General features: G+C 67.7%; 23 protein-coding genes and 2 tRNA genes. 11 read left to right on the plus strand and 14 right to left on the minus strand.

Annotated elements, in window-relative coordinates:
- The first annotated feature begins 120 nt into the window (after nt 1-120).
- Together B7R24_RS11570 and B7R24_RS11575 are read left to right on the plus strand one after the other, a co-directional pair.
- Nucleotides 121-2,025 (plus strand): M1 family metallopeptidase, encoded by a 1,905-nt coding sequence (locus B7R24_RS11570; RefSeq protein WP_216363678.1) that lies wholly within the window; start codon nt 121-123, stop codon nt 2,023-2,025.
- Between the two features lie 143 nt (nt 2,026-2,168).
- Nucleotides 2,169-3,602, plus strand: coding sequence for an HNH endonuclease signature motif containing protein (locus B7R24_RS11575; protein WP_172582802.1), 1,434 nt, complete (start codon nt 2,169-2,171; stop codon nt 3,600-3,602).
- Between the two features lie 644 nt (nt 3,603-4,246).
- Here B7R24_RS11575 and B7R24_RS11580 read toward each other — a convergent pair.
- From B7R24_RS11580 to galU, 4 genes are all read right to left on the minus strand, one after another.
- Nucleotides 4,247-4,319, minus strand: a tRNA-Ala gene (locus B7R24_RS11580).
- A gap of 65 nt (nt 4,320-4,384) precedes the next feature.
- A complete protein-coding gene (locus tag B7R24_RS11585; RefSeq protein WP_116419139.1) occupies nt 4,385-5,662 on the minus strand; it encodes a hypothetical protein in 1,278 nt (425 codons plus the stop codon).
- A 67-nt stretch (nt 5,663-5,729) separates the two neighbouring features.
- Complete coding sequence (locus tag B7R24_RS11590; RefSeq protein ID WP_116419140.1) at nt 5,730-6,383, minus strand: GNAT family N-acetyltransferase; 654 nt, start codon at nt 6,381-6,383, stop codon at nt 5,730-5,732.
- 25 nt (nt 6,384-6,408) lie between these two features.
- Nucleotides 6,409-7,299 carry a UTP--glucose-1-phosphate uridylyltransferase GalU gene (gene galU / locus B7R24_RS11595; RefSeq protein ID WP_116419141.1) on the minus strand — a complete coding sequence of 297 codons (891 nt, stop codon included), beginning with the start codon at nt 7,297-7,299 and terminating at the stop codon, nt 6,409-6,411.
- Nucleotides 7,300-7,384: 85 nt separating this feature from the next.
- On the opposite strand from galU, the gene B7R24_RS11600 reads away from it, so the two are divergent.
- From B7R24_RS11600 to B7R24_RS11615, 4 genes are read left to right on the plus strand one after another with little or no spacing between them, the layout of a single operon-like run.
- Complete coding sequence (locus tag B7R24_RS11600) at nt 7,385-7,963, plus strand: 5-formyltetrahydrofolate cyclo-ligase (RefSeq protein WP_116419142.1); 579 nt, start codon at nt 7,385-7,387, stop codon at nt 7,961-7,963.
- Nucleotides 7,964-7,994: 31 nt separating this feature from the next.
- Nucleotides 7,995-8,333: an FmdB family zinc ribbon protein gene (locus tag B7R24_RS11605; protein ID WP_116419143.1), complete on the plus strand. Its 339-nt coding sequence runs from the start codon at nt 7,995-7,997 to the stop codon at nt 8,331-8,333.
- A 25-nt stretch (nt 8,334-8,358) separates the two neighbouring features.
- Nucleotides 8,359-8,820 carry a large conductance mechanosensitive channel protein MscL gene (gene mscL, locus B7R24_RS11610; protein ID WP_116419144.1) on the plus strand — a complete coding sequence of 154 codons (462 nt, stop codon included), beginning with the start codon at nt 8,359-8,361 and terminating at the stop codon, nt 8,818-8,820.
- A gap of 34 nt (nt 8,821-8,854) precedes the next feature.
- Nucleotides 8,855-9,103, plus strand: a complete 249-nt coding sequence (locus tag B7R24_RS11615) for a hypothetical protein (RefSeq protein ID WP_116419145.1) — start codon at nt 8,855-8,857, stop codon at nt 9,101-9,103.
- Nucleotides 9,104-9,156: 53 nt separating this feature from the next.
- Here the strand turns inward: B7R24_RS11615 and B7R24_RS11620 are convergent, their stop codons facing one another.
- Nucleotides 9,157-12,798 (minus strand): ATP-binding protein, encoded by a 3,642-nt coding sequence (locus B7R24_RS11620; RefSeq protein WP_116419146.1) that lies wholly within the window; start codon nt 12,796-12,798, stop codon nt 9,157-9,159.
- A gap of 216 nt (nt 12,799-13,014) precedes the next feature.
- Between B7R24_RS11620 and B7R24_RS11625 the strand changes: the two genes are divergently transcribed.
- Nucleotides 13,015-14,076 (plus strand): NUDIX domain-containing protein, encoded by a 1,062-nt coding sequence (locus B7R24_RS11625; RefSeq protein WP_116419147.1) that lies wholly within the window; start codon nt 13,015-13,017, stop codon nt 14,074-14,076.
- Between the two features lie 43 nt (nt 14,077-14,119).
- Here the strand turns inward: B7R24_RS11625 and B7R24_RS11630 are convergent, their stop codons facing one another.
- The 3 genes from B7R24_RS11630 to B7R24_RS11640 all read right to left on the minus strand — a co-directional run bounded on the left by B7R24_RS11630 (nt 14,120) and on the right by B7R24_RS11640 (nt 16,855).
- Complete coding sequence (locus B7R24_RS11630; RefSeq protein WP_253259433.1) at nt 14,120-15,196, minus strand: sucrase ferredoxin; 1,077 nt, start codon at nt 15,194-15,196, stop codon at nt 14,120-14,122.
- Nucleotides 15,197-15,269: 73 nt separating this feature from the next.
- Nucleotides 15,270-16,505, minus strand: a complete 1,236-nt coding sequence (locus B7R24_RS11635; protein WP_116419148.1) for a cupin domain-containing protein — start codon at nt 16,503-16,505, stop codon at nt 15,270-15,272.
- A gap of 92 nt (nt 16,506-16,597) precedes the next feature.
- Nucleotides 16,598-16,855: a BatC protein gene (locus B7R24_RS11640; RefSeq protein ID WP_116419149.1), complete on the minus strand. Its 258-nt coding sequence runs from the start codon at nt 16,853-16,855 to the stop codon at nt 16,598-16,600.
- A gap of 113 nt (nt 16,856-16,968) precedes the next feature.
- Here B7R24_RS11640 and B7R24_RS11645 point away from each other — a divergent pair, with 113 nt between their 5' ends.
- On the plus strand, nt 16,969-17,355 hold the full coding sequence (locus B7R24_RS11645) for a DUF1304 domain-containing protein (RefSeq protein WP_116419150.1): 387 nt from the start codon (nt 16,969-16,971) through the stop codon (nt 17,353-17,355).
- A gap of 34 nt (nt 17,356-17,389) precedes the next feature.
- Here B7R24_RS11645 and B7R24_RS17605 read toward each other — a convergent pair whose 3' ends face one another.
- The gene (locus tag B7R24_RS17605; protein ID WP_172582803.1) at nt 17,390-17,545 is read right to left on the minus strand and encodes a hypothetical protein; all 156 of its coding nucleotides are present in this window, start codon (nt 17,543-17,545) and stop codon (nt 17,390-17,392) included.
- Between the two features lie 27 nt (nt 17,546-17,572).
- On the opposite strand from B7R24_RS17605, the gene B7R24_RS11650 reads away from it, so the two are divergent.
- Entirely contained in the window at nt 17,573-18,115 is a 543-nt protein-coding gene (locus tag B7R24_RS11650) for an ATP-binding protein (protein WP_253259434.1), read from the plus strand.
- A gap of 121 nt (nt 18,116-18,236) precedes the next feature.
- Here B7R24_RS11650 and B7R24_RS17350 read toward each other — a convergent pair whose 3' ends face one another.
- The 3 genes from B7R24_RS17350 to B7R24_RS11665 form a co-directional block, all read right to left on the minus strand.
- Nucleotides 18,237-18,659, minus strand: coding sequence for a hypothetical protein (locus B7R24_RS17350; protein WP_147304024.1), 423 nt, complete (start codon nt 18,657-18,659; stop codon nt 18,237-18,239).
- A 185-nt stretch (nt 18,660-18,844) separates the two neighbouring features.
- Nucleotides 18,845-20,524, minus strand: coding sequence for an exo-alpha-sialidase (locus tag B7R24_RS11660; protein WP_253259435.1), 1,680 nt, complete (start codon nt 20,522-20,524; stop codon nt 18,845-18,847).
- A 113-nt stretch (nt 20,525-20,637) separates the two neighbouring features.
- Nucleotides 20,638-20,709, minus strand: a tRNA-Arg gene (locus B7R24_RS11665).
- 156 nt (nt 20,710-20,865) lie between these two features.
- Between B7R24_RS11665 and B7R24_RS11670 the strand changes: the two genes are divergently transcribed.
- Nucleotides 20,866-22,218 carry a hypothetical protein gene (locus B7R24_RS11670; protein ID WP_147304025.1) on the plus strand — a complete coding sequence of 451 codons (1,353 nt, stop codon included), beginning with the start codon at nt 20,866-20,868 and terminating at the stop codon, nt 22,216-22,218.
- Between the two features lie 182 nt (nt 22,219-22,400).
- On the plus strand, nt 22,401-23,783 hold the full coding sequence (locus tag B7R24_RS11675; protein WP_147304026.1) for a C40 family peptidase: 1,383 nt from the start codon (nt 22,401-22,403) through the stop codon (nt 23,781-23,783).
- Between the two features lie 14 nt (nt 23,784-23,797).
- On the opposite strand, the gene B7R24_RS11680 is transcribed toward B7R24_RS11675, so the two are convergent.
- Nucleotides 23,798-24,295 (minus strand): HNH endonuclease, encoded by a 498-nt coding sequence (locus tag B7R24_RS11680; protein WP_116419155.1) that lies wholly within the window; start codon nt 24,293-24,295, stop codon nt 23,798-23,800.
- Nucleotides 24,296-24,622: 327 nt separating this feature from the next.
- On the minus strand, nt 24,623-25,855 hold the full coding sequence (locus B7R24_RS11685) for a hypothetical protein (RefSeq protein ID WP_147304027.1): 1,233 nt from the start codon (nt 25,853-25,855) through the stop codon (nt 24,623-24,625).
- Between the last annotated feature and the right edge of the window lie 8 nt (nt 25,856-25,863).

Raw genomic sequence — 25,863 nt, forward strand, 5'->3', positions numbered from 1 at the left:
GCGCAACCAGCCTGCGTTCGGGCCTGCAGGAAGGCGGGTTCAGGCCGGCTCCGGCCCTCGAGACACGGCCGAAACAATCGCCGGGTAGGGTTGGGCCACCGTCTGTCACCTGGGGGAACCATGCAGAGTTGCGAGCTTGCCGCTACCGGATTCGACGCTTGGCCGCTGTTGCTGGGCCTGGCTTTCGCAGCGATCGGTATCGGCGTCGCCGGGCTGATGCTCCGCCGGGGTCGGCGCCGGGGTGCTCTCTTCGCGGCTGCTCCTCTGCTGCTGGTCGCTCTGCTCGCCTCCGGCGTGCAGGCTCCGTCCTCGAGCCAGGCGGAGGCGCGCCCTGCTCTGGTCGCATCCACGTCTGCGGCCGTCTCGGCGGCCATCTCCACTCCAGTCTCGGCGGCCATCTCTGCAGCGCCCTGCCCGGCCGCCGGCGGGCCCGCGCCTGCGCCTGCGCCTGTTCCCGCGCCGGTGCCCACCGGGGCACCCGCACCCACCCCGTCGCCCGCGCCCACTGCTCCCCCCACCACCACTCCCATCGACTTCCAGCCCGGCGCGGCCGGTATCGGCGACGCCTACTTCCCCCTCGATGGCAACGGCGGATACGACGTCACCCACTACGCCCTCGACCTCGCCTACGAACCCACCAGCCACGTTCTGTCGGGCACCACGACCGTCACCGCCACAGCCACCCAGAACCTCTCGGCGTACAACCTCGACTTCGACACCCGCGCCTCAGACGGCTCCGGCGGATACATCGATGACATCGCCATCAGCGCCATCACGGTCGACGGACTCCCCGCGACCTGGTCGCTCGCCACCACCGAGATCAGTGACGCCACCGGCCAACCGCTCGAGGCCGGAAGTACCGACGGCACCGCAACTCCTCCGCGCACAGAGCTCACGGTCATCCCGCCCGCTGGTATCGCGACCGGCGCGACCATCACGACTGCCGTGACCTACGCGGGCGTGCCCGTCACAATTGCCGACGCGTTCGGGCCCGCCGGAGTGTTCCGCACTGACGACGGAGCCGTCGTCGTCGGCCAGCCACGCGTTGCCGCCACATGGTTCCCCTCCAACGATCATCCGTCCGACAAGGCCACATTCAGTACCCGGATGACCGTGCCGACCGGCCTGCAGGTCATCGGCAACGGGCGGCTCGCCTCAGAGACCGCGAGCGGCGCGTCGACCGTGTGGGACTGGGAGATGGATCAGCCGATGGCCACCTACCTCGCCACCGCGACTGTGGGCGACTACACGATCACCGAGCACGACGAGGGCGGCATCTCGTATTACAACGCCGTCGCCCCGGCCCTGTTCGACAAGAAGCTCGACGGAGGCAGCTCCGTCGGCGACGTCGCAACGAAGATCTTCAACGACGAGCCCGAGGTCATCTCGTTTCTCTCCGAGTCGTTCGGTGCCTATCCGTTCAGCGAGGCGGGCGGTATCGCGATCGCAGACTTCGGTCCGACTCCGGATGATGTACTGCCCTACGCGCTCGAGAACCAGACCCGGCCGATCTACCCGAGCTGGGCCTTCGGTGCAGACGCGGATGCCGGAACCGTCGTCCACGAACTCGCCCACCAGTGGTTCGGCGACAGCGTCTCCATGCAACGCTGGTCGGACATCTGGCTGAACGAGGGATTCGCGACCTACGCCGAGTGGCTCTGGGCGGAGCACCAGGGTGGCGACACCACCCAGCAGGCCTTCGAAGCCGCCTATGCCAACCCGACCGGAAGCGACGACCCGGCCGACGATGCTGCCTTCTGGGCGACCGCGCCCGCCGACCCCGGCTCGGCAGGCATCTTCGACGGAGCCGTCTACACCCGCGGCGCGATGACGCTGCAGACCCTCCGTACCGAGGTCGGCGACACGGCCTTCTTCACCATCCTGAAGGGCTGGGCCTCGGCACACGCCGGCGGCTCGGCCACGACCGCCGAGTTCGTCGCGTACGCGTCGAGCGTTGCGGGCACCGATCTGGGGGCGTTCTTCGACACCTGGCTGTACGAGCCGTCGAAGCCCTCCCTCGACTGAAAACTCTCAGAAACTATTTCGAGAACTGGTCTGTTTCGGGGTGTTTTTGCTGAGGTAATGTCAGTGGTTGGTGTTTGACTGGAGTCATGAAACCACCGCCCACACCTCCTGTTGCTGACACGGCGTCGGCGATTGTCGGGTGCGTGGATGCACTCTTGAGCCTGGGCGTTTTGGATCCTGGTTCGGGTGCCGGGGCTGCCGCGCCCATCGGGCTTGCCACTGGTGAGTTGATGGCTGGTGTGGTGCAGGTGGAGTACCTGGTGCGGTTGGCGGATTCGTTACGTTTGCAACTGGCTGGGGAGGTGGCTGAGCGGTGCAGACCCGAACTCGGCGAGGACGGGTTGTCGAAGGCGTCGAACTTCACTACCCCGGCCGGGTTTTTGGCCGCGAATACCGGTACGAGTGAGCACACGGCGAAGAAGCTGATGAAGGTCGGTGGGGAGCTTCGGGTGACGATGTCGCTGTGTGGGCTGCCGAACCTGCCCGCGTTCTCCCACGTCGCGGAGGCGGTCGGGCTGGGTGCGATCGGTCTTGACGTGGCCACCGTGATCACGACCAGGCTCGGCCGCCTCGCGAAAAGTACCGGGTTCACGGATGCTCTCCTCGAAGCCGAAGCCCAGTTGGTGTCTCTGGCGCAAGACTCGGTCGGCGGTCAGGGCTTCTCCGCGGATCAGATCGACCACTTGGCGGTACGGATGATCGCCCACCTCGACCCCGACGGTGCAGAGCCCACCGAGGCGCAGCTGCACGACAGACGTCACCTGACCTTGGTCACGGAGAAGACCGGGATGACCAAACTCACCGGCCTCCTCCCCCCGACCGCGGCAGGTCATTTGCGGGCAGCCCTTGAGCCGTTTACGAGCCCCCGCATCCCCACCTTCCCCGACCACACCGGCACCGGCACCTCCGACCCGACCGGCACCACCGGTGAGGGTAACCCGGCCGATGATGACGAGGTCGACCCGCTACTCCGTGACACCCGCACCAGGGGTCAGAAACTCGCCGACGGCCTCCTCCAACTCGTCACCACCGCAGCAGGGCTCCCGTCGATGCCCCGCCTGAACGGGGCCGCACCCACCGTCAACGTGCACGCCACCCTCGACGACATCATCTCCGGCCGCGGTATCGGCTGGATCGACGGCCTCACCGAACCCGTCCCCGCCAGCACAATCGAAACCCTCCTCTGCCACTCCGATGTCATCACCACCCTCTTCGGCCAGCACGGGCAAGTGTTGCAGCACGGCAAAACGAAGCGCCTGTTCACCGCCGCCCAAAACCGTGCGTTGGCCGCCCGCGACGGCGGATGCGTGTGGCCCTCCTGCGACGCACCACCTTCGTGGTGCGAGTCACACCATGTAGAGGGTTGGCAAACGAAAGACCACCAACCCGGCCGCACCGATCTTGATAACGGGGCCTTACTCTGCCATTTCCACCACTCCCATGTACACAAAACAAGGTGGAAGCTGGTGATGCGAAACGGCACCCCACACTTGATACCACCCGACTGGCTCGACTGGACACAAACCCCCCGACCCTGCCAACAAAACCGAGCCCGCCCACTCCCACAAACCGGCTAACCCCAACCCACACCGGGTACCCTCCCGCGCCCGCAACCATCTCACCTCACCAGACCGCCCGGCCTGCCCATCTACGCCGACCGGGCCACCCGCCCTGACCACCAGACCCGGCCACCAGGCCCGGCCACCTCACCGACGCACCGTGCACGCATCCGGCCGCCCAGCCAACCATCCGCCCACCCCACCCCATCCCTCCCCGGCAAGCCCGCAGGGCGCGGCAGCCCGCAGGGCGCGGCAGCCCCAGCCAAGCCCATCACCCCATCTGACGCCTCCATCCCGGGTAAGCCCGCAGGGGGCAGCAGCCCCAACCACCTCACCAACGCTCCGTGCACGCATCTGGCCGCCCAGCCAGCCATTCGCCCACCCAACCCCATCCCTCCCCGGCAAGCCCGCAGGGCGCGGCAGCCCAAGCCATCTGCCCACCTCACCCCATCCATCCCGTCAAGCCGCGCAGGGCGCAGTACAGCACCCCACCACGCACACCGGCGGCGCCCAGCGGCGCACCACCCACCCCTCCGACCACCAGCGCAGCAGTACCCCGAACGATCCACCACACCACCGTCGGCGCCCAGCGGCGCACCACCCCTCACACGCAGAAGAGGGCCCGCTCTGGTGAGCGGACCCTCTTCTGTGCAGTGCCGGTGTGGAGCTAAGGAGATTCGAACTCCTGACCTCCTCGATGCGAACGAGGCGCGCTACCAACTGCGCCATAGCCCCGAAAACTGCCTTTGAAGACTACCACGAGCGAGCAGGGCCTTCGAACGGAGGCTCCCGTTCAGCGGTCAGCCTGCGCGACGCCGAGCGAGAATCTGGTCGACGTCGATCGCGCCCGTCTGCGAACCGTCGATGACCCCCATCGATGCGAACCGGCTGGCAGCGGCAGGCCGCACGGGAGCCTGTACGTGAGCCTCCGCGACCGATGCTGCACCCGCACCCTCTCCGCTGCCAGCATCCTCTCCGCTGCCAGCACCAGCACCAGCACCCCGCGCATCCGTCGCCGCCTGCGCCGCACGCAACGCCAGCTCAGACTCGCGCGCTGCCACACGCAGAGCCTCCTCAGCCCGCAACGCGGTCTGCTCGACGTAGCCCGATACGCTGTCGCCACCGTCGATACGGCGATTGCCGACGTAGAGCGGTTTCGGGAGCGGCACCGGAGTCCACCCTGAGCCGTCGACCACGTCAGGAGCGGAATTCGCAGACCCAGCAGCCCGGGGTGCGATCAACCCCGCATCTGCGTCAACGTGCGCCGCGACATCGTCGACAGCCAGGTCAGCCGAGTCAGCATCGTAGATCGAACCGGATCCCGTCCATGCGGCGGACGGACGGCGAACCGTCCGCGCCGAGGCCGGTGCCGCCGAAACCCCACGAACCCGCAGCTGCCGAACCTCGCGCGCCAGGCGGCCGAGACGCGTCACGCAGAGCGTCGCCGCGAGCACTCCGACCACCAGAACGATCCACGCGCCGTTGACCGCGGTCTGCACCGCACCGAGCACCGTCACGGTGAGGGCGAGCAGCAGAATGCCGGAGGTCGCCGCCCGCGCCCGACGGAGCTTCAGCGAAGCCTGCCGCAGAGTCAGGGCAGACGGGCTGGGTGTGGGCGTGATCACGATGGTCTCGTACTCTCCGGGTTCATAGTGTGCCGTCTGGTCGGCAGCGTCGCCGTCGAAGGCCGCCGTCGCCTCATCGATGCCCCGGGCATCCTGAAGCTGTTCACGCAGCCGCGCCACCTCGAGCGCCGAACGCTCCGACGCGGCCTGGGCGGCGATCCCCTGCTCGACGAGCGTCTGGAACCCGGCGCGCTCAGCGAGCAGGTTCTGCGCGTTCGCCTTCTTCAGGATGCGCTGCTGCTCAGCCACGCTGCGGGCATTCGCCTCGACGTGCACCTCGTCGGGCACCTCGCTGGTCTCCGCCAGGATGCGCAGTGTCTGCTGCAACCGCACGACATTGCGCTCGGTCGAGAGGAACTCGTTGCGCCGAAACCACGTCGGGATCAGGTAGATCAACCAGAGCACGGCGGCCAGGGCGACGATGAGGCCTCCGCCGAGCCAGTCTGATGTCATGGGTCTACGGTATGAGGCGCACCGGGTTATCGAGCCCAACCGGCGGCGCGTGTCGCCCGCTGAAGCGTTAGCGGTTGCGCGTGGAGATGGGTTTCAGCGCCTCGAGCCGGTCGACCTCGGGGATGCTGCCCTGACCCAGGGGCACCTGTCCCTCCTTCCAGCGCCGAAGCACCCCCACCGGCAGCTCCTCCCCCACGAGCCCGAAGCAGAAGTGGTCGCGCCAGTCACCGTTGATGTGGATGTAGCGCCGCCGCAGCCCCTCATACCGGAACCCGAGCTTCTCGACGACCCGCAGGCTCGGCCCATTCTCCGGCCGGATGCAGATCTCGATGCGGTGCAACCCCACCGAGTAGAAGCAGTGGTCGGCGGCGAGCGCCACGACGGTCGGAGTGATGTTCAGCCCCGCGAAGCGCTCAGCGACCCAGTAACCGATCGTCGCCGACGACACCGAGCCGTAGCTGATCGACGACACGTTCAATTGGCCGGCAAGCTGGCCCTCGTATTCGATCACGAATGGAAGACCGAACCCTGCCCGGGCATTCTGTTGCAGAGAACGGATGCTCGCCCGCGTGTCGAACGACATGGGAGCGTTCGGGCTGGTGGCCTCCCACTTGCGCAGCCAGCCACGGTTGGCGATGAGTTCGTTCTCCAGTGCCTTCGAATCGCGCAGGCGGATGGGCCGGAGACCGATGGCACCGTCGACAAGGGTGGGAACGAACATAGCTAAGGATAGTCAGAGGCCGGCCCTAGAGACCCTCGGCGAATTCCTTGATCCACGGCCGGAGGTCGGGGCCGAGGTCTTCGCGTTCGCTCGCGAGACGGATGATCGCCTTGATGTAGTCGAGCCGGTCGCCCGTGTCGTACCGACGGCCGCGGAACACGACGCCGTAGACGCCCCCGGCGAGGTCTGGCTGCTCCACCAGGGTGGCCAGGGCATCCGTCAGCTGGATCTCGCCGCCTTTGCCGGGCTCGGTGGTCTCGAGCACATCGAACACCTCGGGGCGCAGAACGTATCGACCGATGATGGCGAGGTTCGAGGGCTGGGTGCCGGGTTCGGGCTTCTCGACCAGACCTGTGACGCGAACGACATCGTCTTCGTCGGTCTCTTCGATCGAAGCGATGCCGTAGAGGTGCGCCTGTGAGGGGTCGACCTCCATCAGTGCTATGACACTGGCCTGCCGTGCATCCTGAACTTCGAGCATCTTGGTCAACAGAACGTCGCGGGCATCGATCAGGTCGTCGCCCAGCATGACGGCGAACGGCTGGTTGCCGACGTGGGCCTTAGCGCGCAGCACCGCGTGGCCGAGCCCCTTCGGATCGCCCTGACGAACGAAGTGCACGTCGGCGAGCTGACTGGCCTCGGCGACGAGGGCGAGCTTCTTGTTGTCGCCCTTCTGCTCGAGGGTGTGCTCCAGTTCGGTGTTGCGGTCGAAGTGGTTGGCGAGCGCATTCTTGTTGCGGCCGATGATGACGAGCACGTCGACGAGCCCCGCCGCCACGGCTTCTTCGACGACGTACTGGATGGCCGGCTTGTCGACGACCGGGAGCATCTCTTTGGGCATTGCCTTGGTCGCAGGCAGGAATCGTGTTCCGAGCCCGGCCGCGGGAATCACAACTTTGGTGATAGGGGAGGTCATGGCTATGAGGGTATCGAAGATTCGGACGCGCCCTGAGAAGTGACGCGAAACACTGCCGTCACAGTCCTGCACCTAAAATCGAATCATGCTGTCGCAAACGAGCAACATCAAGCGCGCCCTTCGCGCCGAGCTGCGTGAACGACGGCGCAACAGAACCTCCACCGAGCGCGACAGGGCGACAGAGGCCTTCACAGCGAACCTGATCGCGCTCACCCAGCGAAGCGGAGCATCCGTCGTCGCCTGTTACCTCTCGGCGCCGAGCGAGCCGAATACCAGGCCCTACCTCAACTGGGCCTTCGAGAACGGCGTGCGCACCCTCTTCCCCATCACCCGCGAAGACGGCCTGCTCGACTGGGCGCACGGCGACGGTGAGAGCGAGGTACAGGGCTTGTTCGGCATGCCTGAGCCCGTCGGCGAACTGCTCGGGCCGATCGCCATCAACGACGTCGACCTGATCGTCGTTCCCGCAGCCGCCGTCGACGGGGCCGGAATGCGGCTGGGCTGGGGCCGTGGCTACTTCGACAAGACACTGGGCTCGATGCTGAAGTGCCCGCCGGTCTACGCACTCATCTACGACGACGAGCTGCTCGACGACGTGCCGCGCGAGGTGCACGACCAACCGGTCGACGGCGTGGTCACGCCCACCCGCATCCTGACCTTCTGAACCCCGACACCACAAGCACCTGGAGTATTCCTTGCCTACCTATTCCTACCGTTGCACGCAGTGCGACAAAGCGTTCGACATCCAACAGTCGTTCACCGACGACAACCTGACGGTCTGCCCGGTCTGCGGCGGCAAACTGCGGAAGGTCTTCAGCCCGATCGGTGTGAGCTTCACCGGGTCGGGTTTCTACCGCAACGACTCCCGGGCCACGACGTCGTCGTCGGAGGGCGCGAAGAAGTCTGAGAAGAAAGCCCCGGAGACGTCCTCCTCCGGCTCCTCATCTTCCGGCTCCTCATCCTCCGAGAGCAAACCCGCCGCAGCACCCTCGACACCCTCCGCCGGCGGCAGCTCCTCCACACCCGCCACGTAAACACCACACACCGTCAGGGGTATCCATGTTCAACGGTTTCAAAGAGTTCATCCTTCGCGGCAATGTCATCGACCTGGCTGTCGCCGTGGTCATCGGTGCGGCGTTCACCGCCGTGGTCACCGCAATCGTGACCGGCATCTTCAACCCGATCATTTCTGCCATCTTCCAGTCCGACACCCTGAACGACGCGCTCGACGTGCACGTGGGCTCGGCGACCATCAAGTTCGGACTGGTGCTCGGGGCGATCATCCAGTTCCTCATCGTGGCGCTCGTCGTGTACTTCGTCTTCGTGCTTCCCATCAACCACCTCAAGAAGGTCGCCTTCTTCAAGAATCAGCAGAGCCCCGCCACCGAGGCCGCCGCAGCGACCCCGCCGACCGAGGCCGAACTGCTGACCGAGATTCGCGACCTGTTGGCTGCGCAGCGCTCCGTGGGCGCCGTCACGGCCAGCCAGACGCCGGCCGGCCCGCCGTTCCCCAACGAATGAGGCTCACGCTCCTGGCGCGCAGCCGGCGCGTGCCGTGACCCAGGCTCCGGATGATCGTGGTGCCGCCCTCCCGCTGAAACGGGTCGGCCGTCGCCGCGTCACGACCGCGCCCGCACCCGGCCGAGACGGAGAACCGGGGCCGGAAGTCGTGCCGAAGCCCGGCCCGCGCAGGGCTTCCGACGCCGATTCCGATCGTGCCGCAGAGGACACCCTCCGCGCCTGGGGCGACCCGACCGACGACAACGACTCCCGCCTTCGCGAAGACGTCCCTCCGCACTACTGACGCCCGCCCATAGTGCGCAGGGCTCCCAGTGCGCAGCGGCCAGTGCGCAGCGGTCAGACGGCAGCGAGCTGGCGCACGCCGATCACCGAGGCGATGCGGGTCGCGACGGCCTCGGGGTCGGTGAAGAGCTCGAAGCTGTGCACGCGCAGGTAGTGCCAGCCGAGACGCTTGAGCATGTCGGGCCGCAGGCGGAGGGATTCGCGAAGGCTCATGGAGTGCACGACCGCATCCGTCTCGACGACGATGGCACGGCCCTCGTACGACGCCACGAGGGTGAGCTTGCCGCGGTGCTCGAACGCGACCTCCAGCCCCCGCGCACCGAGGCGCCGGGCGAGGTCGATCAGCAGAGCATCCCCGGGGCTCGAGAACGTGTCGGGGTTCGGTCCGTTCTCGGCTTCGGTCAGAATCTGGCGAAGCGACACGACGCCGAACGTCATGCGTTCCTCGTCGATGTCGGTCGGCTTGAAACAGCTCACGATGTCCATCGAGCGGCGCGCCCGGGTCATACCGACGGCGAGCAGGCGCTCTCCGCCCGGCTTGGCGAGCGGCCCGAAGTTCGTCAGCACCCGGCCGTGCGGTGTGCGGCCGTAACCGACCGAGAAGATGACGCGGTCGCGGCTCTGCGCCACCGACTGCTCGAGCGTCGCCACCATGAACGGCTCGGCGCGGTCTTTGAGGATGAAGTCGCTCAGGTCGCTGCGCTTGGCGAAGGCCGAGAGCACTGCCTGCTGCACCCGCACCGCATGCTTGGCGCTGGCCGTGATGACCATGAGCGACTCGCGCGGGTACTTCTGGGCGTGATCCATGACGAGCCAGACGACACGCTCGACCTCGGCGTCGACGCTCTCGACGGCACCGGTCTCGGTGTCGGGCATCCCGCCCGCCCCCTCGAGGTAGTGCAGGGTGAGGCTGCCGTGGCCGAGGAACGTGCCAGCCCAGGGCAGGGAGTCGATCTTGCCGTTGTAGAAGCGGTGGTTGACGAGCTCGGCGAGATCTTCGCCGCCCGCACGGTAGCTGCGCGTCAGCGACAGGGTGGGAACGATCTCGCTGAGCCGGGCCATCGCCGACTCCCCTGCGAGCTCCTCGACCGACTGCGTGTCGGCGACGACCGCGGTGCGCGGCGCGGGCTGCACCACGGCGGCGACGGCGATCTCGAAGTGCGACGGCGTCTGCGTCACAGGGTCACCGAACGCCACAACCTGTTTCGCCCGGCGGATCGCCCCGGCGTTCTCGGCGAGGGTCGTGGCACCGGCATCCACCAGGATGACCGCATCGAACACGATCTCGTCGGTGATCTCCGACACCTCATACGGCGACGCGAGCCAGACCGGCGCGAGCACACGGCTGAGGTACGGCGCGACGCGCTGCAACGAGGCCGAACTGGCGCCGTCGCCGCGCAGCAGGCCCTTGAGGGCGGTCGCCTCCTCGGCGTGGTCGACGAGTCCGACACTCCACGTCTCGGCGAGCTGCCACGCGAGAATCTGGCCGCTGACGGATGCGTGTGCCTCGTCGACGAGTTTGAAGTCGCTCTCGAGACGGTCCAGGATGCCCGTGTTCGCGCCGAGCAGGGCCCGATCGTTCGCGAGCATCAGTTCGAGCACCGACTGCCACCAGGCCAGTTCGAGCTCATCGGCCACCGCGTGCTCGGGGATGTGCCGCTGCGACAGGTCGGTGAGCAGCGGGTCGAGCGCGAGTTCACGGAGCGTGTCGAGGAGTGCTGTGCGCTCCTGCAGGTTCGCGAGAACCTCTGAGTCGGCGGCGAGGCCCTCGAGCAGCGGAATGAGCTCGTTGATCGGGAGTTCGTTGAGCTGGCGGGCGGTTCCCGTCAGGCCGAGCGGAGCATCCAGCCGCGCCAGGTCTTCGTTGACCCGCTGGAACGCCACCTGCACGTCGTCGAGCCCGGTCGGAACCTCGGGCGGGATGCCGGCGGCCGCGAAGCGGTGCCAGAGGGTGCGCTGCTGCTGGATGCGGCGGAGCGACGCGTTGATGTCGCTCACGTGCACTCCGGGCCTCACGTACTCCTTTGCGAGACTGCGGAGGCGGCGGCGAGAGGTACCCGTCATCTGGGCCGAGTCGCGGCGGGCGCCGGTGGCGGCGATGATGTCGGTGAGCGAGCGGTCGAAGACCACCGGCAGGAACTTGTCGAGCGTCTCGCGGAGGTCGAGAAGCAGGCGCAGGTATGAGCCGAGCTCGGAGATCGTCGTGAACTGTCGCATGTGCGTCTGGCCCACGAGGTCATACGCCTTCGTCAGAAGGCTGGGTAGATCGACGCGGTGGATCTGCTTGGCCGTCGCGTGCACCGCGGCGGCGTCTTCGGCATTCTCGAAGCTTGCGCCGTACCACGGGGAATCGTCGGGCCCGTAGCGGAACTCGCCGAGCGCCGCCGCCTTGATCAGCGTCTTCGCGGCCCTGCCCCGGCCCGAGGCCAGCGCTTCGAGCGACGGGCGGTCGAGCCGGGCGGTCGTGGCGGGCGGCTGGGAGAGCAGCGACAGGCGCGCGAGCTCCCGCAGCGCATCCAGAACCGAGACCTTGAGCAGGGGGTCGACGCGTGAGAGCGACTGGCGGTAGTCGATGAGCACGTGGCGGAGGCGCACGAGCGCCTCGTCGACGTCGGAGACGTGCGGCTGCATCGCCTTCTCGTTGCGCCCGATCGACTGGATGAGGTCTCGGCGCAGCGTGCGGGGCGACACGGCGACGCCCGGCAGGCCCACATCGTTGAGCCGGCGGGCGATGCCGCGAAGGCTCAGGCGACGGGGGCTCACGACGAGCACGCGCTTGTTCTGGGCGACGAGTGCACCCACCGCGTTGACGATGGTCTGCGTACCACCGGTGCCGGGCAGCGTCTTGACGACCAGCGAGTTGCCGCCGGAGATCTGGGCGACGACGTTCTCCTGCTCCGCATCCGCATCGAGCAGGAGAGTGTCGGTCGACGGTGGCCGGGAGTCTTGAGGGGTCGGTTCGATGGGCCGGAACGACTCCTGCACACCGCGGCGGGCGGTCAGGCTGCCGGCGACGGCGTCGAGCACCGGATGATCGAGGGAACGGGCATCCCACACCATCGAATCGGCGACACCCGCGAACGACGACACCACCAGACGTGGCTGAACGCTGAACCAGGGCAGATGCGAGGTGATACCGCGCAGGTGGTCGATGACGGGCTGGGGCTTGAAGACACCGTTGGTCGCGGCGAGCGCGACCACCTGCTCGGCGTCGAGGGTGATCTGGAACTGGTCGCGGAGCGCCTGAGCCAGTTCGGGGTTCACGAAGGCCGGGCCGCGGAGTTTAAGCTCGAAGTCGCGACCGTAGCGACGAACCGAAAGCGGGCGGAGCAGCAGGGGGGCGCTGAACTCCTGCTCCTCCAGCTTCCACTGGGCCAGGCCGATGGCGAGGTGCACGGAGTCGATGCCGCGAACGGCGCGGAGTTCGACGCCCTTGTCGGTGATGGCGCCGGCTGCGATGCGGGCGCTGCGGAGGGCGAGTTCGTCGCGGATGAGGCTCGACAGCAGGGTCGCGTTGCCGGTGATGAACTGGGCGAGGCCGCTCGGGTGGGTCGATGTGAGGTCGACGCGCGAACGGGGAGAGTCGTCGAAGTGGAGGAGCGGCGACAGCCCGCCGACCGCGGCGAGCTCGCTACGCCACAGGTCACGGGTGGGTTCCACCAGGTCGTCGGTCGAGATGATCGATCCTGTCTTCATCGCTTGATCACCTCTGCCGAGCGTCGAAGAGTCGCCACGACGACCCCACACCGACGTCGCTTCGTCGGTCTCAGACGCATCAGGGTCTGAATCTCGTTTCTTATCGGCACGCCACACACGCACACCCTATGCGCCCGAACCGGGTAATCCCGGGAAGCGGGGGTGCGTTTCGCACACCGCGCGTGTCGGGCGCCCGGCGGGTGACAGAATTGGGTCATGTCAGAGCCGGCGACGTCCTCGCCTCACTCCTTTGTTCCTCCCCGCCTGCGGTCTGCCCCGAACAGCGGGGACGGCTGGGTCGAAGACGGCTCGGGCGCGAAGTTCTGGGGTCGTTTCGGAGCCGCCGGGCTGTTGGCACACGATGCCGAGCGGGGCATCCTGTTGCAGCACCGGGCCAACTGGAGTCACCACGGCGGAACCTGGGGGCTGCCCGGCGGCGCCCGGCACGAGGGTGAGACCTCCGTGCAGGGCGCGATCCGCGAGGCGAGCGAAGAGGCGGGCGTCGTCGTCGACGCGCTGCGCCTGAAGCTCACCTCCACCCTCGACCTGGGGTTCTGGAGCTACACCACCGTGGTGGTCGACGTCACCTCAGAGTTCGACGCCGCCGTCACCGATGCCGAGAGCATCGAGGTGCGCTGGGTGCCCGTCGACGAGGTCGCAGAGTTGCCGCTTCATCCGGGTTTTGGAGCGAGCTGGCCGACCCTCCGGGCCGAACTGGGCCGGCGCTCGGTGCTCGTCGTCGATTCGGCGAACGTCGTCGGATCCCGCCCCGACGGCTGGTGGAAAGACCGCCTCGGAGCCACCGAACGCCTCGCCGCGTCCCTGCTGACGCTGAGTCGTACGGGGTTCGACGCGGCATCGCTCGGCGTGGAGGTCGAGAACACGAGGTGGTGGCTTGAGGTGGTGCTCGTGGTGGAGGGGCAGGCCCGCGGCGCGCAGGTTCCGGGGGGTGCGCCGGCTCCGGATGCGGCTCAGGATGCGGCTCAGGATGATCTGCCGGGCGACCCGGCCGCCGCTCCCCTGGCCGGCGGAACGCGCGCCGCCGACATCGCCGCACAGGTGCGCATCGTGGCGGCCGAACGCGACGGCGACCAGGCCATCGTGGATGCGGTGGCTGCTCTCGCGCCCGGCGCGGCGCTGCCCGGCGCAGAAACTCCTGCCGCAGCGGCCCGCGTGTTCGTCGTGACAGCCGATCGCGAGCTTGCTGCCCGCGTCACGGAGCTCGGCGCCCGCGTGCTCGGCCCTTCGTGGCTGCTCGCCCTCCTCGACACCCTCTGACGCGTAGCCGGCCGCCTGGAGGCCCGCGCGCCCGACTGGGGTTTCAGGTGACGGTGAGCGACACCAGGGCGTACTCGCGCACGCGGCCGAAGCGGGTGGCGCCGCAGTTGCTGAGGAGCGGCTGCGAGAGAATCTCGGCGACCGCGACCTCGATCGTCCCGCCCGCCGCACCGCCCGCTGCCGCACCGCCCTCCGCACCGCCGCAGCCCGCCGCGAGCGTCACGACGGTGACGCCATCCCCCTCGCCCGGGGCCTCGCCCAGCGGAGCGTAGGCGGCGAGGCGGTCGTCGCCGAACTGCAGCCGCGCGTAGTGCTGTGCGGCCTGAACCGCGTGCGTGAGCGAACTGCGCCCGCGAAAGAAACGCTCGTCGACGCGCCCCTCCCGCGCAAGGTCGACGACGTCGACCGCATCCACGTCGTCGACCCGGCCGTAGTAGAGGCCCTCGGGAAGCAGCACCATCGTTCCGGCGAAGCGGTCACCGCCGAGGTGCGAGCACTCCCACGTCTCGTCGGGGAACTCCGCCGCGAGCGCCCCCACGACCGGGCGCCCCCGCACCGCGCAGCAGCGATCGTGCTTCGCGTGCGTGCACACGCCGTAGATCGGCTTCGCCGAGTGGATGCCCGTGGAGCCGTCGAGGGGAACATCGAGCAGCTGCTCCGGTGCATCCACCTCGCCCCACCGCACCTGCTCGAACCCGGGCCTCGAATCGACGAATGCCCACCGCCAGCGCGGAACAGACTGCGCCCCGCGTCGCCCGGTGCGCCTGATCGCCAGCGGACGCATGCCCGCAGCCTCGATGCGCGACACCAGCTGCTGTCCCAGCTGCCGAGAGAGCGCGGAGGAGGTGAACGCGTTCGCACCCCACGACCCCTCTATCTCGACCAGGAACCACTGCAGCCCGCGCGATCCCGTTGCGAAGAGGGGATCGCGGCGCTCGCGGGAGCGGTCACTGCAGGGCAGCCAGTCGGGCGAACCCGTGCCGAGGTGGCGGGTCGACGACAGCGGAATCGCGAGCAACCGCGGTTCGCCGCGCAGCGCGAAGCCCCCGGAGCTCGGCACGCCCGAGCTGCCCTCCGCCGGCTGCAGCGGGAAGCGAGTCGGCGTACCGCCGGGCGTCACGGGTGACGGAGGGGGCGGAACGCGCCGAACAACGCGCCGAAGAGCGCGCCGAGCGACGCGCGGGTCAGACCGCTCACGCCGGCACCACGAGACCCTCGCGGAGCAGTCGCCGCACCACCACGATCGCGGAGTCCGTGTCGAGCCCGGGCAGGGCTCCCACCGCGGTCGGCGCGCCACCGGCGAGCGCCCGCACCGCTGACGCTGCCTCGGCGGGGAGCGCGAGCACCTTCGTACCGGCGAGGATGCGCACGGTCTCGCCCGCATCCTCGACCCGTGCGCGGAGGGAGCCCCGCCACCGCACACGGCTCGTCGCCGAAAGCGCTGCGATCGCATCGACGGTCGCGAGCGGCGAGACCGGTTCGGGCTTGACGTCGGTCGCGAGACGCCGCGCGAGCGCAGCCCCCACCGACTGCACCTGACGGGCGGCGGTGGAACGATCATCCGGAACAGCAAGTGCGGCGCGCAGAGACTCCAGCACCTGCTCGACGATCGGCTGCACCTCGGCGGGGTCGCTGAAATCGATGCCCAGCGGCAGTGAACCGCGGAGTGCCGGCGTCTTCCCGATGACCTCGAGCAGGGTGGAGGCGACATCGGCCCGCGTGTACGCCGCGATGCCGATCGTGAGGTGCACGGAGGTGCCGCCGAGCGCCTCGGCCGAGTGGATCCAGCCGCGCGGCAGGTACAGCACGTCGCCGGGCTGCAGCACGCGGTCGATGTGAGCGGCGCCGGATGCCTCGGCCGCGACGGCCGCCCGGTGGTCGCTCCAGGGCTGGTCACGCAGCGGATCGACGTGCACCGGCCGGTGGATGCGCCACTGCTTCTCACCGCTGATCTGCAGCACGAAGACGTCGTGCACGTCGTAGTGGGGGTCGAATCCGCGTGAGGAGGCCGGGGTGATGTACGCATTCACCTGGGCCGGATGCCCGAGGTCGTCGGTCAGCCGACGGGTGAACTCCACCAGCGGCGGCCACGTGCGGTGCAGCCCCTGCAGCACGATCGTCGCGCCGCCCGCGAACTCGGCGAGCACCTTCTCGCTGCTGACCTGATCGCCCACCTCGGCCCCGAATCCGCCGGGAGCGGTGTACGACTTCTGCGCCAGCACGGTGCCCTCGGTCGCCATGCGCATGAACGGAGTGCGGATGCCGCGTGACGTCACCAGCTCGTCGACCGCGTCGGCGCTGAAGAGGTCGTCGAAGCGCTGCGCGTCGCCGCGCGACTCGTAGACGTAGGGCTTCGTCGACCAGTAGTCGGCACCGAACGTGGGGGCGAGATCGCCGACCATGCGGGTCAGGGCAGGCAGTGCATCCATCGGTCGTTCAGTGCTCCTGGGATAGTGGGGAAAGGTGCTTCACACACGAGAAAGCGCGGGCCGGTTTCCCGACCCGCGCTCGAAATCAGGCACTACGCTGATCCGTCAGCCCCACCGTCGTGGCCACCGGAGTTCGCGCCGCCATCGGCGGTACCTTCCCCGTCGTCGGCCGAGCCATCGGCTCCGCCGTCGTGGCCGTCGGGGTTTGCGCCCCCGTCAGCAGGACCTTCGCCAGCACTGGCCGAGCCATCGGCTCCGCCATCGTGCCCATTCGGGTTTGCGCCGCCATCTGCGGGACCCTCTCCGCCCGCTCCCTGTTCGGTGCTGATGTCGTCGTCGTTGATAGCCATAGGTGCTCCTCTCGGTACTGCGCGGCTGCCGGAGTCATTTCACAAGGCGCCGTCTGCCCTGTCAGAATACGCCGATCGGAGCCCGGAATGTGGCGCTTGCATAGACTGGCCCGATGGGTATCCTCGCCACCGTCTTCATCGGAATCACGGCGCTTCTGCACGTGTACATCTTCGTCATGGAGAGCGTGCAGTGGCGTCGGCCCGTCGTCTGGAAACGCTTCGGACTGGCCTCGCAGGAAGATGCCGAAACGACCGCGCCGCTCGCCTACAACCAGGGCTTCTACAACCTGTTCCTGGCCATCGGTGCCGCTCTGGGGCTCGTGCTCTACTCCCTGCCCGGAACCCACCAGGCCGGTTTCACGCTGGCCGCGTTCGCCTCGGCGTCGATCGTGCTGGCGGCGCTGGTGCTGCTGTCGACCGGGCGCGAGCGCCTGCGCGCAGCTGCACTGCAGGGCACACCGGCCCTGCTGGGCCTGGTGTTCCTGCTGATCGCGGGGTGAGGCGCGTCGCTGCCGGCTGCCGGCCGGGCGGGCGCTAGGCCTTGTTGCGGATGTAGCGCAGCAGCGTCGCGATTACACCGATGATCAGCACGGCGATACCGATGTAGATCAGAATCTTCGCTGCCTCGACGGCGATGCCGAGAACGAGAAGGATGATGCCGACGACAATGATTCCAATGAAAAGTCCCATGCCTCATTATCTGCCCATTCGGTTCTCGTGAGTTCACCACAGGCCGAGGGGCGGGCGGATGCTCTGCTCTCCGTTCTGCTCTCAGACCCCGTGACGCGGCACGTCGTGCTGATCGACGGCCGCTCCGGCTCGGGCAAGACCGACCTCGCGACGGCTTTGGCGGAACGGTGGCCCGCGCCGGTCGTCCTTGTGCGCCTCGATGACATCTACCCCGGCTGGGATGGCCTCGATGCAGCGAGCAGCCACATCCACGACGAACTGCTCGCGCCAGCCGCGCCACGGTGGCAGCGCTACGACTGGGCCACCGCCCGACCCGCGGAATGGTCATCCGTCGACCCGGCCCTGCCCCTCATCGTCGAAGGCATGGGGAGCCTGAGCCGCCAGAACGCGCCCCTCGCCACCCTGCGCGTCTGGGTTGAGCTCGACGGCACCACCCGCCGCAGGCGCGCCCTCGCCCGCGACGGTTCGACCTACGAACCGCACTGGGAGCGATGGGCGGCCCAGGAGCGCGCATTCATCGCCCGCGAGAACCCCCGCGCCCTCGCCGACGTGGTCCTCACCGAACCCTGACTGTTGCCTCCGGCACCCCTCGCTGAGATCCGCCGAAACCGGCTACCAGAGATGTGCGGGCAGACCCACCCGCAGACGAATCGACCTCCGCGCATCCTTCCTGAGGACGGTTTGAGAACAGTCATGAGGTGGGCGGGGAAAGGACCACGACCCAGTTGGAGATCTTCGTCTGGTTCTCCGAAACCTCGCGCACCCCGTCGACGTAGAGGCGCGCTTCCCCGAGCGTCGGGGAGATGGCCCCCACCCATCCCGACGCTGAGCAAGAGGCCACAAAATCCTCCCCGCCCGACTGAACGACGAGTAAGCAATTCTCGCGAGGCCCCGGCCCGGTGTTCTTCTGAAAAGCGAAATATCGAGCATCGCCGAAGGATCCAACCAAACGAGAGCTTCCCGCGACCATGGAGGTGCTGGGGACGACCGAAGCTGGCGGCGAATCTGTTTCCGCTTCGGCGGAATCGAATACCGATGCCGTAGAGGTACAACCGCTGAGCATGGCAACCAAGCAGGACGCTCCCACCAGAAAAGTGGCGGTCTGCAGTTTCATGATCGACGGAACCTCCTTCGCCAACACTACTTGGCATCGGCACAAAAGCAGAGGATTCTTCACTGACCACATCCGCCTCGACTGCGTCCCGGTGGTCTTCACCGAGCCCTGACGCGCCCGCTCCGCATCGGCCGCACGGGGCGCTTACGGATGGTTCTCGAAACTTCCATCCGTAAGCGTGTCCCTTAGGGCTGGTAGAGCTGGATCTGGTCGAGCTCGGCGAAACCCGTTCCCTTCGTGAAGGTGATCGTGTTGCTGCCTGCGACGAGGGTGACGTTCAGCTGCGCCCAGCGGAACCGGCCCCAGTTCGGTGACGGCGGGTACGACACCGCAGAAGTCGCCCCGCCGTTCACGCTGACGTTGTGCGTGCTCGTCGTGGTGGTGCCGTTGTCGTAGCGCACGTTCATCGTGTAGGTGCCGGCGGTGGCGGCTGTGACCGTGAACTTCACCGAGCTGGTCGCGTTGTTGATGTTGCCGACCTTGGTTCCGCCCTTCGCGTCGGCCTGGGTGACCAGTGTCGTGTCGACCCGGGTGGCGGACTCGGCCTCGTACTGCTGTGCGTTGATCGGGATGGAACCGACCCGCACGTCGTTGTAGCCCGTGGAGAGATTCTCGACGTTCGTCGCGTGGTACAGCGTCTTGCCGTCGGCGCTGCTGTCGAAGCTCTGCGCGAATCCGCTGAACGTGCCGCCCTCGGTGTCGGCCGCGTCGTAGGTGACGGCGTACGGGAGCTGCTCCCACGATCCGCTGCCCTGGTTGCGGTTGACCAAGAAGTTCTGGCCGCCGTCGATGGCGCCTGCGGAGGTGAGGCCCCACTTCGACGAGACCACGATCATCCCGTTCGCGTTGCCGGCCGTCGGAACCCAGCGCACCTCGGGCGACGACCCGATGCCGCGACCGTTGGGGAGGGTGATCTGGGTACCGATGCTCGTCGTGGGCGACCAGGTCAGCCCGTCAGGCGAGATCTTGTAGTAGACCGGAGCGGTGTTGTTCGACTGGCTGGGCCGGTTCACGACCTCGAAGGTGGCGATGTAGTTGCCGTTGGGCAGCCGCGTCACGGTGATCATGCCGGGCCGGTCGCTCTTGTTGTTCGGGGCCGAGACGTTCACCAGGCTGCCCCAGGTGAGCCCGCCGTCGGTCGAGCGTCGGTAGCTGACCGCCTGCAGGACATTGCTGGCCTTCTGGCGTTCATCCGAGAAGTAGGTCACCAGGCCGCCGTTGGCGTCGACCGCCAGCGACGGCTCCCAGACTGTCGAGCTCGTCGAGGTGGGCGAGGGATCGTAGGTCGCGGGCCCCCCGGTGTCGACGGTGCTGACGAACGACCAGGTGACCCCGTGGTCGAGGCTCTTGTACATCACGAGACGGCTGCTCGAGCGATCGGTCGGCATGATCATCCCGCTCAGCAGGAGCGTACCGGCGGGCATCCAACCGAGCTGCACCGGGGTCTCGTAGAGCGAGGGCTGGGCGGTGCGCGTCAGCGTCGGGAACTGGGTGCTCGGTTTGACCGCAGCGATCCTCGTCCACGTCGAGCCGTTGTTCGTGCTGCGGTAGATCGGGTAGACCTGCACGCCGTTCTCGAGCACGAGCTGGTCGAACGTGACGATCTGGGTGCCGTTCGAGCTGCCGCTGTTCTTCAGCACGATCATCTTCGAGTACGTCGTTCCGGCGGGCTGCCCACCTTCGGGGTTGAACGACGTTCCGGCGGCGGGCGAGTACACCAGGCTGCCGTTACCCGTCGTCACCGCCAATGCAGACGAGGTCAGCGCGAGCGGTGCGATGAGTGCGGCGGTGAGTACGGCGGCGGCGGTGACGAGTCGCCGCATCCGTCGTCTGGGCGTTGTCCGGGAAGACGACATCGTTGTCATCGTGATCTCCTTGTACCGTTCATGTGTTTACATCGATGTAAATTACAACGATGTAAATGAGAGTAGAACGAAGAGACGCGAGCGTCAAGCAACGGGAGAGTACGGCGGATAGGTGCCCCTGGAGGGACTCGAACCCCCAACCTAATCCTTAGGACGGACTTGCTCTTCCATTGAGCTACAGAGGCTGACCGAAGAAAGTTTACAGGCCGAGAAGCGGATGCACAGCAATCGTTCGGGTTGACGAATCACCGCGCGGGAAGCGCCGCAGAGCGCGCAGCCGATGTTAGACACGACTGTGGACGTGCCTGCCCACCAGACGGTACCCGAGCGCCCGAGGACCCATGACGACTTCTCTCTCCACCGCAGCCCCGCGTCGACGGCGTGCAACACGATCCCGGATGTTCGCCGCCACCCTGCTCGTGATGGCCCTCACTGCCGTCAGCACGGTGCTCGGCCCGACGACCGTCGCGTTCGCCGACGACTACCCCAGCTGGGACGACGTGCAGGCTGCCCGCTCGAGCGAATCGGCCAAGCAGGCCGAGGTCGACACGATCAATCGCATCATCGCTGATCTGCAGGCAAAAGCCGTTGCCGCGCAGGCCCTGGTCGAGCAGCGCTCCGCCGAAGACGCCGCAGCGCAGGCCGCGCTCGCCGCCGGACAGTCGAAGGCCGACACCCTCGCCGCCAGCGCCGCGACCTGGAAGACGAAGGCCGACACCTCCAGCCGCCAGGCCGCCCTCATCGCGGCGACCTTCGCCAAGTCGGGCAACCAGAACATCACCTCGCTGCTACTCGGCAGCAGCAGTTCCGAGGCCAGCGATCTGCTCTCGCAGCTGAGCTCGATGGGAAAACTCAGTGAGACCATCACGGGCATCTACGACCAGGCCAAGCAGGATGCGAACACTGCGGCTTCGGTGAGCGCCCAGGCCGAGGTGGCCAAGAACGCCCTCGCGGGCCTCGCCGCTGCGGCCCAGACCGCCCTCGAGGAGGCCGCTGCCGCCCAGCGCGACCTCATTGCGGCCCTCACCGAGCAGAGCGCCCACCAGGAGGAGCTGAACGCCCAGCTCGCCTCGCTCGAGAGCAATGTCGCGACCACCGAGGCCCAGTACCAGGCCGGGGTCGAAGCGCGTGCCGCCGCCGCCCGGGCCGCCGCAGCCGCCGCCGCCGCAGCGCGTGCAGCCGGTGCCGGCGTCAGCGTCGGACCCGTCTCCAGCGACCAGCAGGCCCTCGCCCAGGAGCTGATGGACTACGTCGCGAGCGGACAGTTCCGCGGCTCCTACCCCGACCACATCTTCGAGATCGAATTCATCGCTGCCGGTAAGTCCGTTCCGAACTGCGGCATCGACACGGTCATCCTGCAGGCCATGGTCACCGCCGTGCGGGCGTTCGGCAGCGCGGCCGTGAGTGACATCAGCCGGCGCTGCACCGGGCAGATCGAGGGTGCCGGTACAGCATCCGCCCACTACCGCAACGGCGGCGGGCACGCGGTCGACTTCATCTCTGCGGGCGGGGTGGGCCTGAACGGCTCGAACGGCGCCTCGATCGCGCTCATCAAGACGCTCGACCCGATCATGCCGTACGGGTCGGGCCTCGGCCAGCGCAACTGCCGGAGCTCGGCGGGCAGCGAGCCCAGCCTGAAGAACTTCTCCGACTTCGCCGACACCTGTACGCACCTGCACGTCGACGACTTCTAGGCGAATACACCCTCTCTCGATGGTTCCGGTGTTGCGACGCGCCCGGAATTCGGCCCTGTACCCAGCAAACTGTAGGCAACACGCCGGTGTGTTGCTACTGTGGTCGATGTTGTTGGTGTTGTAGGTGTGACTCTTGTGACTGGAGTTACTTCTGTGACGAACGTGAGCAGACTCGAGGATCCATGTCGTCATCCCCCCGCCGCCCCGCACGTCGCGGCGCCCCGTGGAGAGTTCTGGTCGTCGGCCTCTCGGTGACCGCACTCGCCGTCGCCGGCAGCATCACCGGCTCGACAGGCGCATACGCCGACAACTATCCGAGCTGGAGCGATGTCGTCGCCGCGCGCTCGAACGAAGCGTCGAAGCAGGCCGAGATCTCCCGGTTGCAGGGCCTCATCTCGGGTCTGCAGAACGAGGTTGCGGCCGCCCAGGCCGTGGCCGACAGGGCGTGGTCTGCCAATGAGGCAGCTCAGGATGCTCTGGCCGCAGGCACGCTCAAGGCCGACCAACTGCGACTGCAGACCGGCGAAGCCCAGGCGAAGGCAGAGACGTCGCGCAAACAGGCCGCCGGACTCACCGCGCAGTTCGCGCGCTCCGCCGGCACCGACCTCTCGATGAAGCTCCTGGTCTCGGGCGAGCAGAGCGACAATCTGCTCTACCAGCTCGGCGCGATGTCGAAACTGAGCGAGACCTCGAAGAAGGTCTTCGCCGAGGCCACCGAAGACGCGAACAACGCCAGCTCGCTGAGCGCCCAGGCCGACGTTGCAGAGAAGGCACTGTCGTCACTGGCGGATGCCGCCGCCTCCTCCCTCGCCGACGCGGTCTCGGCCCAGCAGGGTGTCAAAGCTGCCCTGCTCGAGCAGGAAGCGCACCAGGACGAGATGACGGTGCAGCTCGCCGCTCTGACCAGCGACGCGATCACGACCGAGGCCCAGTACACCGCGGGCGTGGCCGCTGAGCAGCAGCGCAAGCTCGAAGAAGAGCAGGCCCGCGCCGCGGCGCAGGCCGCCTCCGACGCGCAGGCCGCAGCGGCAGCAGCCGCGAACCAGGGCGGCAGCTCATCCGGCGGAAGCAGCGGAAGCAGCAGCAGCGGCGGCAGTGGCTCGGGCGGCGGCAGTGGCTCGGGCAGCGGCAGCTCGGGAGGCAGCAGCGGTGGCTCCAGCGGCGGCAGCTCGGGCGGCGGCAGCAGCTCCCCCGCCCCCATCACCGATGCACCGACGCAACCGTTCGACGGCAACGCGGTTGTCGCGTATGCACAGCAGTATGTCGGCGTGGTGCCCTACGGCTGGGGCGCAAACCCCAACGACAGCTTCGGCTGCGATGGCCTCACACAGTGGGTCTACGGACACTTCGGCATCAGGCTGCCGAGACTCGTGAGCGCGCAGACCGCCATGGGCGTGCGGGTGTCGTCGTCGGAGGTGCGCGCGGGAGACCTCGTCGTGTGGCCCAACGCGCACATCGGCATCTATGACGGCCACGGCGGTGTCATCCACTCCCCCGACTGGGGCCGGTACGTGACGCACAACCCCGGTCTCTGGGGAAGTTACATCTTCATCCGCGTCGTCTGAGGCCGTGCCGCCGGTCAGGCGGCGGAGTGCAGGTAGTCCTCCCACTCGGGCTGTGCGCGCTCGACGCCACGCACGAACCAGCCGGCGTGGTGCGGCATGCGTGGCTGGGTGCCGATCGACCAGCCCATCTCGGCTGGAGTCTTGTCGCTTTTGATGTTGTTGCATTTGAGGCAGCAGGCCACCAGGTTCTCCCAGGTGTCTTTACCCCCGCGCGAACGCGGCTGGATGTGGTCGATCGTCGTGGCGGACTTTCCGCAGTAGGCGCACCGCTGGTTGTCGCGGCGCAGCACCCCGCGGCGGCTCACCGGCACCTGCCGGGAGCTCGGCACCTTGACATACCGCGTCAGCAGAATGACCGACGGCCGCTCGTACGCTCCCGACGTCGCCCAGACGGGCGCATCCTCATCACTCTCGACGATCCTCGCCTTGTCATTCATGACGAGCACCAACGCCCGACGGAATGACACAACACCCAGCGGTTCATAGCCCGCGTTCAGCACCAGCGTTCGCATGTTCTCCCTTTCGAGGCCCCTGGTCGGCTACCAGGGGTTTCACGGTGCTGAGACTCCGGTCGGCCATCGGGCGGGCAGGCACAAAAAAAGGCGTTGTCACGTGGACAACGCCTTACCTCACGCATCGTGCGCGAGCTATGTGGATGCTGCTGAGTATTCGCGCGCGCAGCAGGCGGTCACCCGTGGTGGGGATGCTGCCAGCCTGGTTCACGAACTCTCCCGATGCTCTCTCCGGAATATCAGTGCGAGAAGGCTAACAAATTCTGCGCCGATTCCCTACGACTTCTTCTGATGCATCGCCAAGCTGTAACGGACTGTTCACACGGGTCAGCTGAGCGTGGAGCCGCGTGCGCTGATGAAGTCGACGTGCAGGTGGCTGCAGGAGTCGCTGAACTCAGAGAGATTCACGAATCCCGAACCCGACGAGCGGCAGCCGCTCTGGCCCACGTTCGTGTTCGGCGGAACGAGCGGGTCGAGCAGCCGCAGCAGCTTCATCGAATCGGAATCGCCACCCGTCAGGCTGTGCCCGTTGAGGATGTAGAAATCGACCGCGTGCCCGCCGCCCGCTTTGTAGTGGGGAGAGTTCGTGCCGGCACCCTCGATCTGGCCGGTGCACAGGCGGTTGATGTCGCTGACGCCCACTTTGGCGAAGTTGTCGACCGCCACCTTGATGGTCTGGAGCACACGGATGTCGACGCCACACCCTTCGACGACCTGGCCGGAGGCGAGGTACTGGATTTCCTCGATGTGATCGGGGCGTGACCCGACGAGCTGGCCGCGGGCGACGGCATCCATCAGCGTCTGGGCGAGAGCCTGCACCGCCGGTGACACCGTCGTCGGATAGGCGGCTGCCGAAATCGCGCTGCTGGACGAGAGTTTGAGCGCGGCAGCCTGTGCCGCGGCCTGCGCAGCAGCTGCGGCGGCCAGTTGCTGCGCCCGGAGCTCGTCTTCGGTCGGCGCCTGATAGTCGTCGCGGTTGATTTCGACGACGCCCTGCTCGACGGCGGTCTGCACCGACTGTTGGCCGAGGGAGAACGAGGCGGAATCGGCGACCGGATCGAAGGCGCCTGCGGTCGAGAAGGCGTAGGCGGGAAGGGCCATGGTGGCGATCAGACCGACGGCGGCGGTCATGACGGCAAAACGTGCGACGCGACGCTTCTTCGACGGCTTCTCTTTCGAGACCTTCGGCAAAACGGGCCTGGACGGCTCAACCGCGCGAGGCGCAGCGATAAGGGGCCGGGGAACGCGTGCCCGGGTCGCCGTCAGGTGGGCGACGACCTCCGCGGGCAGAACCGGGCGTTCAGCCTGAACCGGCGCTGGCTGCGGCGCGACCGCCTGTGGCGTGACGGCAGCCTGCGGTGCGACAGCTGGTGATACGACAACCTGTGATGCGACGGCCTGTGACACGACAACCTGAGGGGGAAGAGCGGACTCGCGACCGCCGAGGAGGTGCGCGACGACGGTCGCCGGGATGGCGGGCTTCAGCGAGGCCTCTCTGGCTTCGCTTTCAAGGCGCTCGACCTCGCGGCGTTCACGCCTCGATGATGGAACAGTCGACATGGAGACGT

This window comes from Subtercola boreus (genome assembly GCF_003399645.1).
GTDB classification, from domain to species: Bacteria; Actinomycetota; Actinomycetes; order Actinomycetales; family Microbacteriaceae; genus Subtercola; species Subtercola boreus_A.

Bases quoted from the DNA above. Each gene is read 5' to 3' on its own strand.
- B7R24_RS11590 (WP_116419140.1), bottom strand. From the start codon at position 6,383: ATGTTCGTTCCCACCCTTGTCGACGGTGCCATCGGTCTCCGGCCCATC.
- B7R24_RS11660 (WP_253259435.1), bottom strand. From the start codon at position 20,524: ATGACAACGATGTCGTCTTCCCGGACAACGCCCAGACGACGGATGCGG.
- galU (WP_116419141.1), bottom strand. From the start codon at position 7,299: ATGACCTCCCCTATCACCAAAGTTGTGATTCCCGCGGCCGGGCTCGGA.
- B7R24_RS11600 (WP_116419142.1), top strand. From the start codon at position 7,385: ATGCTGTCGCAAACGAGCAACATCAAGCGCGCCCTTCGCGCCGAGCTG.
- B7R24_RS11570 (WP_216363678.1), top strand. From the start codon at position 121: ATGCAGAGTTGCGAGCTTGCCGCTACCGGATTCGACGCTTGGCCGCTG.
- B7R24_RS11680 (WP_116419155.1), bottom strand. From the start codon at position 24,295: ATGCGAACGCTGGTGCTGAACGCGGGCTATGAACCGCTGGGTGTTGTG.
- B7R24_RS11670 (WP_147304025.1), top strand. From the start codon at position 20,866: ATGACGACTTCTCTCTCCACCGCAGCCCCGCGTCGACGGCGTGCAACA.
- B7R24_RS17605 (WP_172582803.1), bottom strand. From the start codon at position 17,545: ATGGGACTTTTCATTGGAATCATTGTCGTCGGCATCATCCTTCTCGTT.
- B7R24_RS11625 (WP_116419147.1), top strand. From the start codon at position 13,015: ATGTCAGAGCCGGCGACGTCCTCGCCTCACTCCTTTGTTCCTCCCCGC.
- B7R24_RS11645 (WP_116419150.1), top strand. From the start codon at position 16,969: ATGGGTATCCTCGCCACCGTCTTCATCGGAATCACGGCGCTTCTGCAC.
- B7R24_RS11585 (WP_116419139.1), bottom strand. From the start codon at position 5,662: ATGACATCAGACTGGCTCGGCGGAGGCCTCATCGTCGCCCTGGCCGCC.
- B7R24_RS17350 (WP_147304024.1), bottom strand. From the start codon at position 18,659: ATGAAACTGCAGACCGCCACTTTTCTGGTGGGAGCGTCCTGCTTGGTT.
- B7R24_RS11640 (WP_116419149.1), bottom strand. From the start codon at position 16,855: ATGGCTATCAACGACGACGACATCAGCACCGAACAGGGAGCGGGCGGA.
- B7R24_RS11635 (WP_116419148.1), bottom strand. From the start codon at position 16,505: ATGGATGCACTGCCTGCCCTGACCCGCATGGTCGGCGATCTCGCCCCC.
- B7R24_RS11675 (WP_147304026.1), top strand. From the start codon at position 22,401: ATGTCGTCATCCCCCCGCCGCCCCGCACGTCGCGGCGCCCCGTGGAGA.
- mscL (WP_116419144.1), top strand. From the start codon at position 8,359: ATGTTCAACGGTTTCAAAGAGTTCATCCTTCGCGGCAATGTCATCGAC.
- B7R24_RS11620 (WP_116419146.1), bottom strand. From the start codon at position 12,798: ATGAAGACAGGATCGATCATCTCGACCGACGACCTGGTGGAACCCACC.
- B7R24_RS11685 (WP_147304027.1), bottom strand. From the start codon at position 25,855: ATGTCGACTGTTCCATCATCGAGGCGTGAACGCCGCGAGGTCGAGCGC.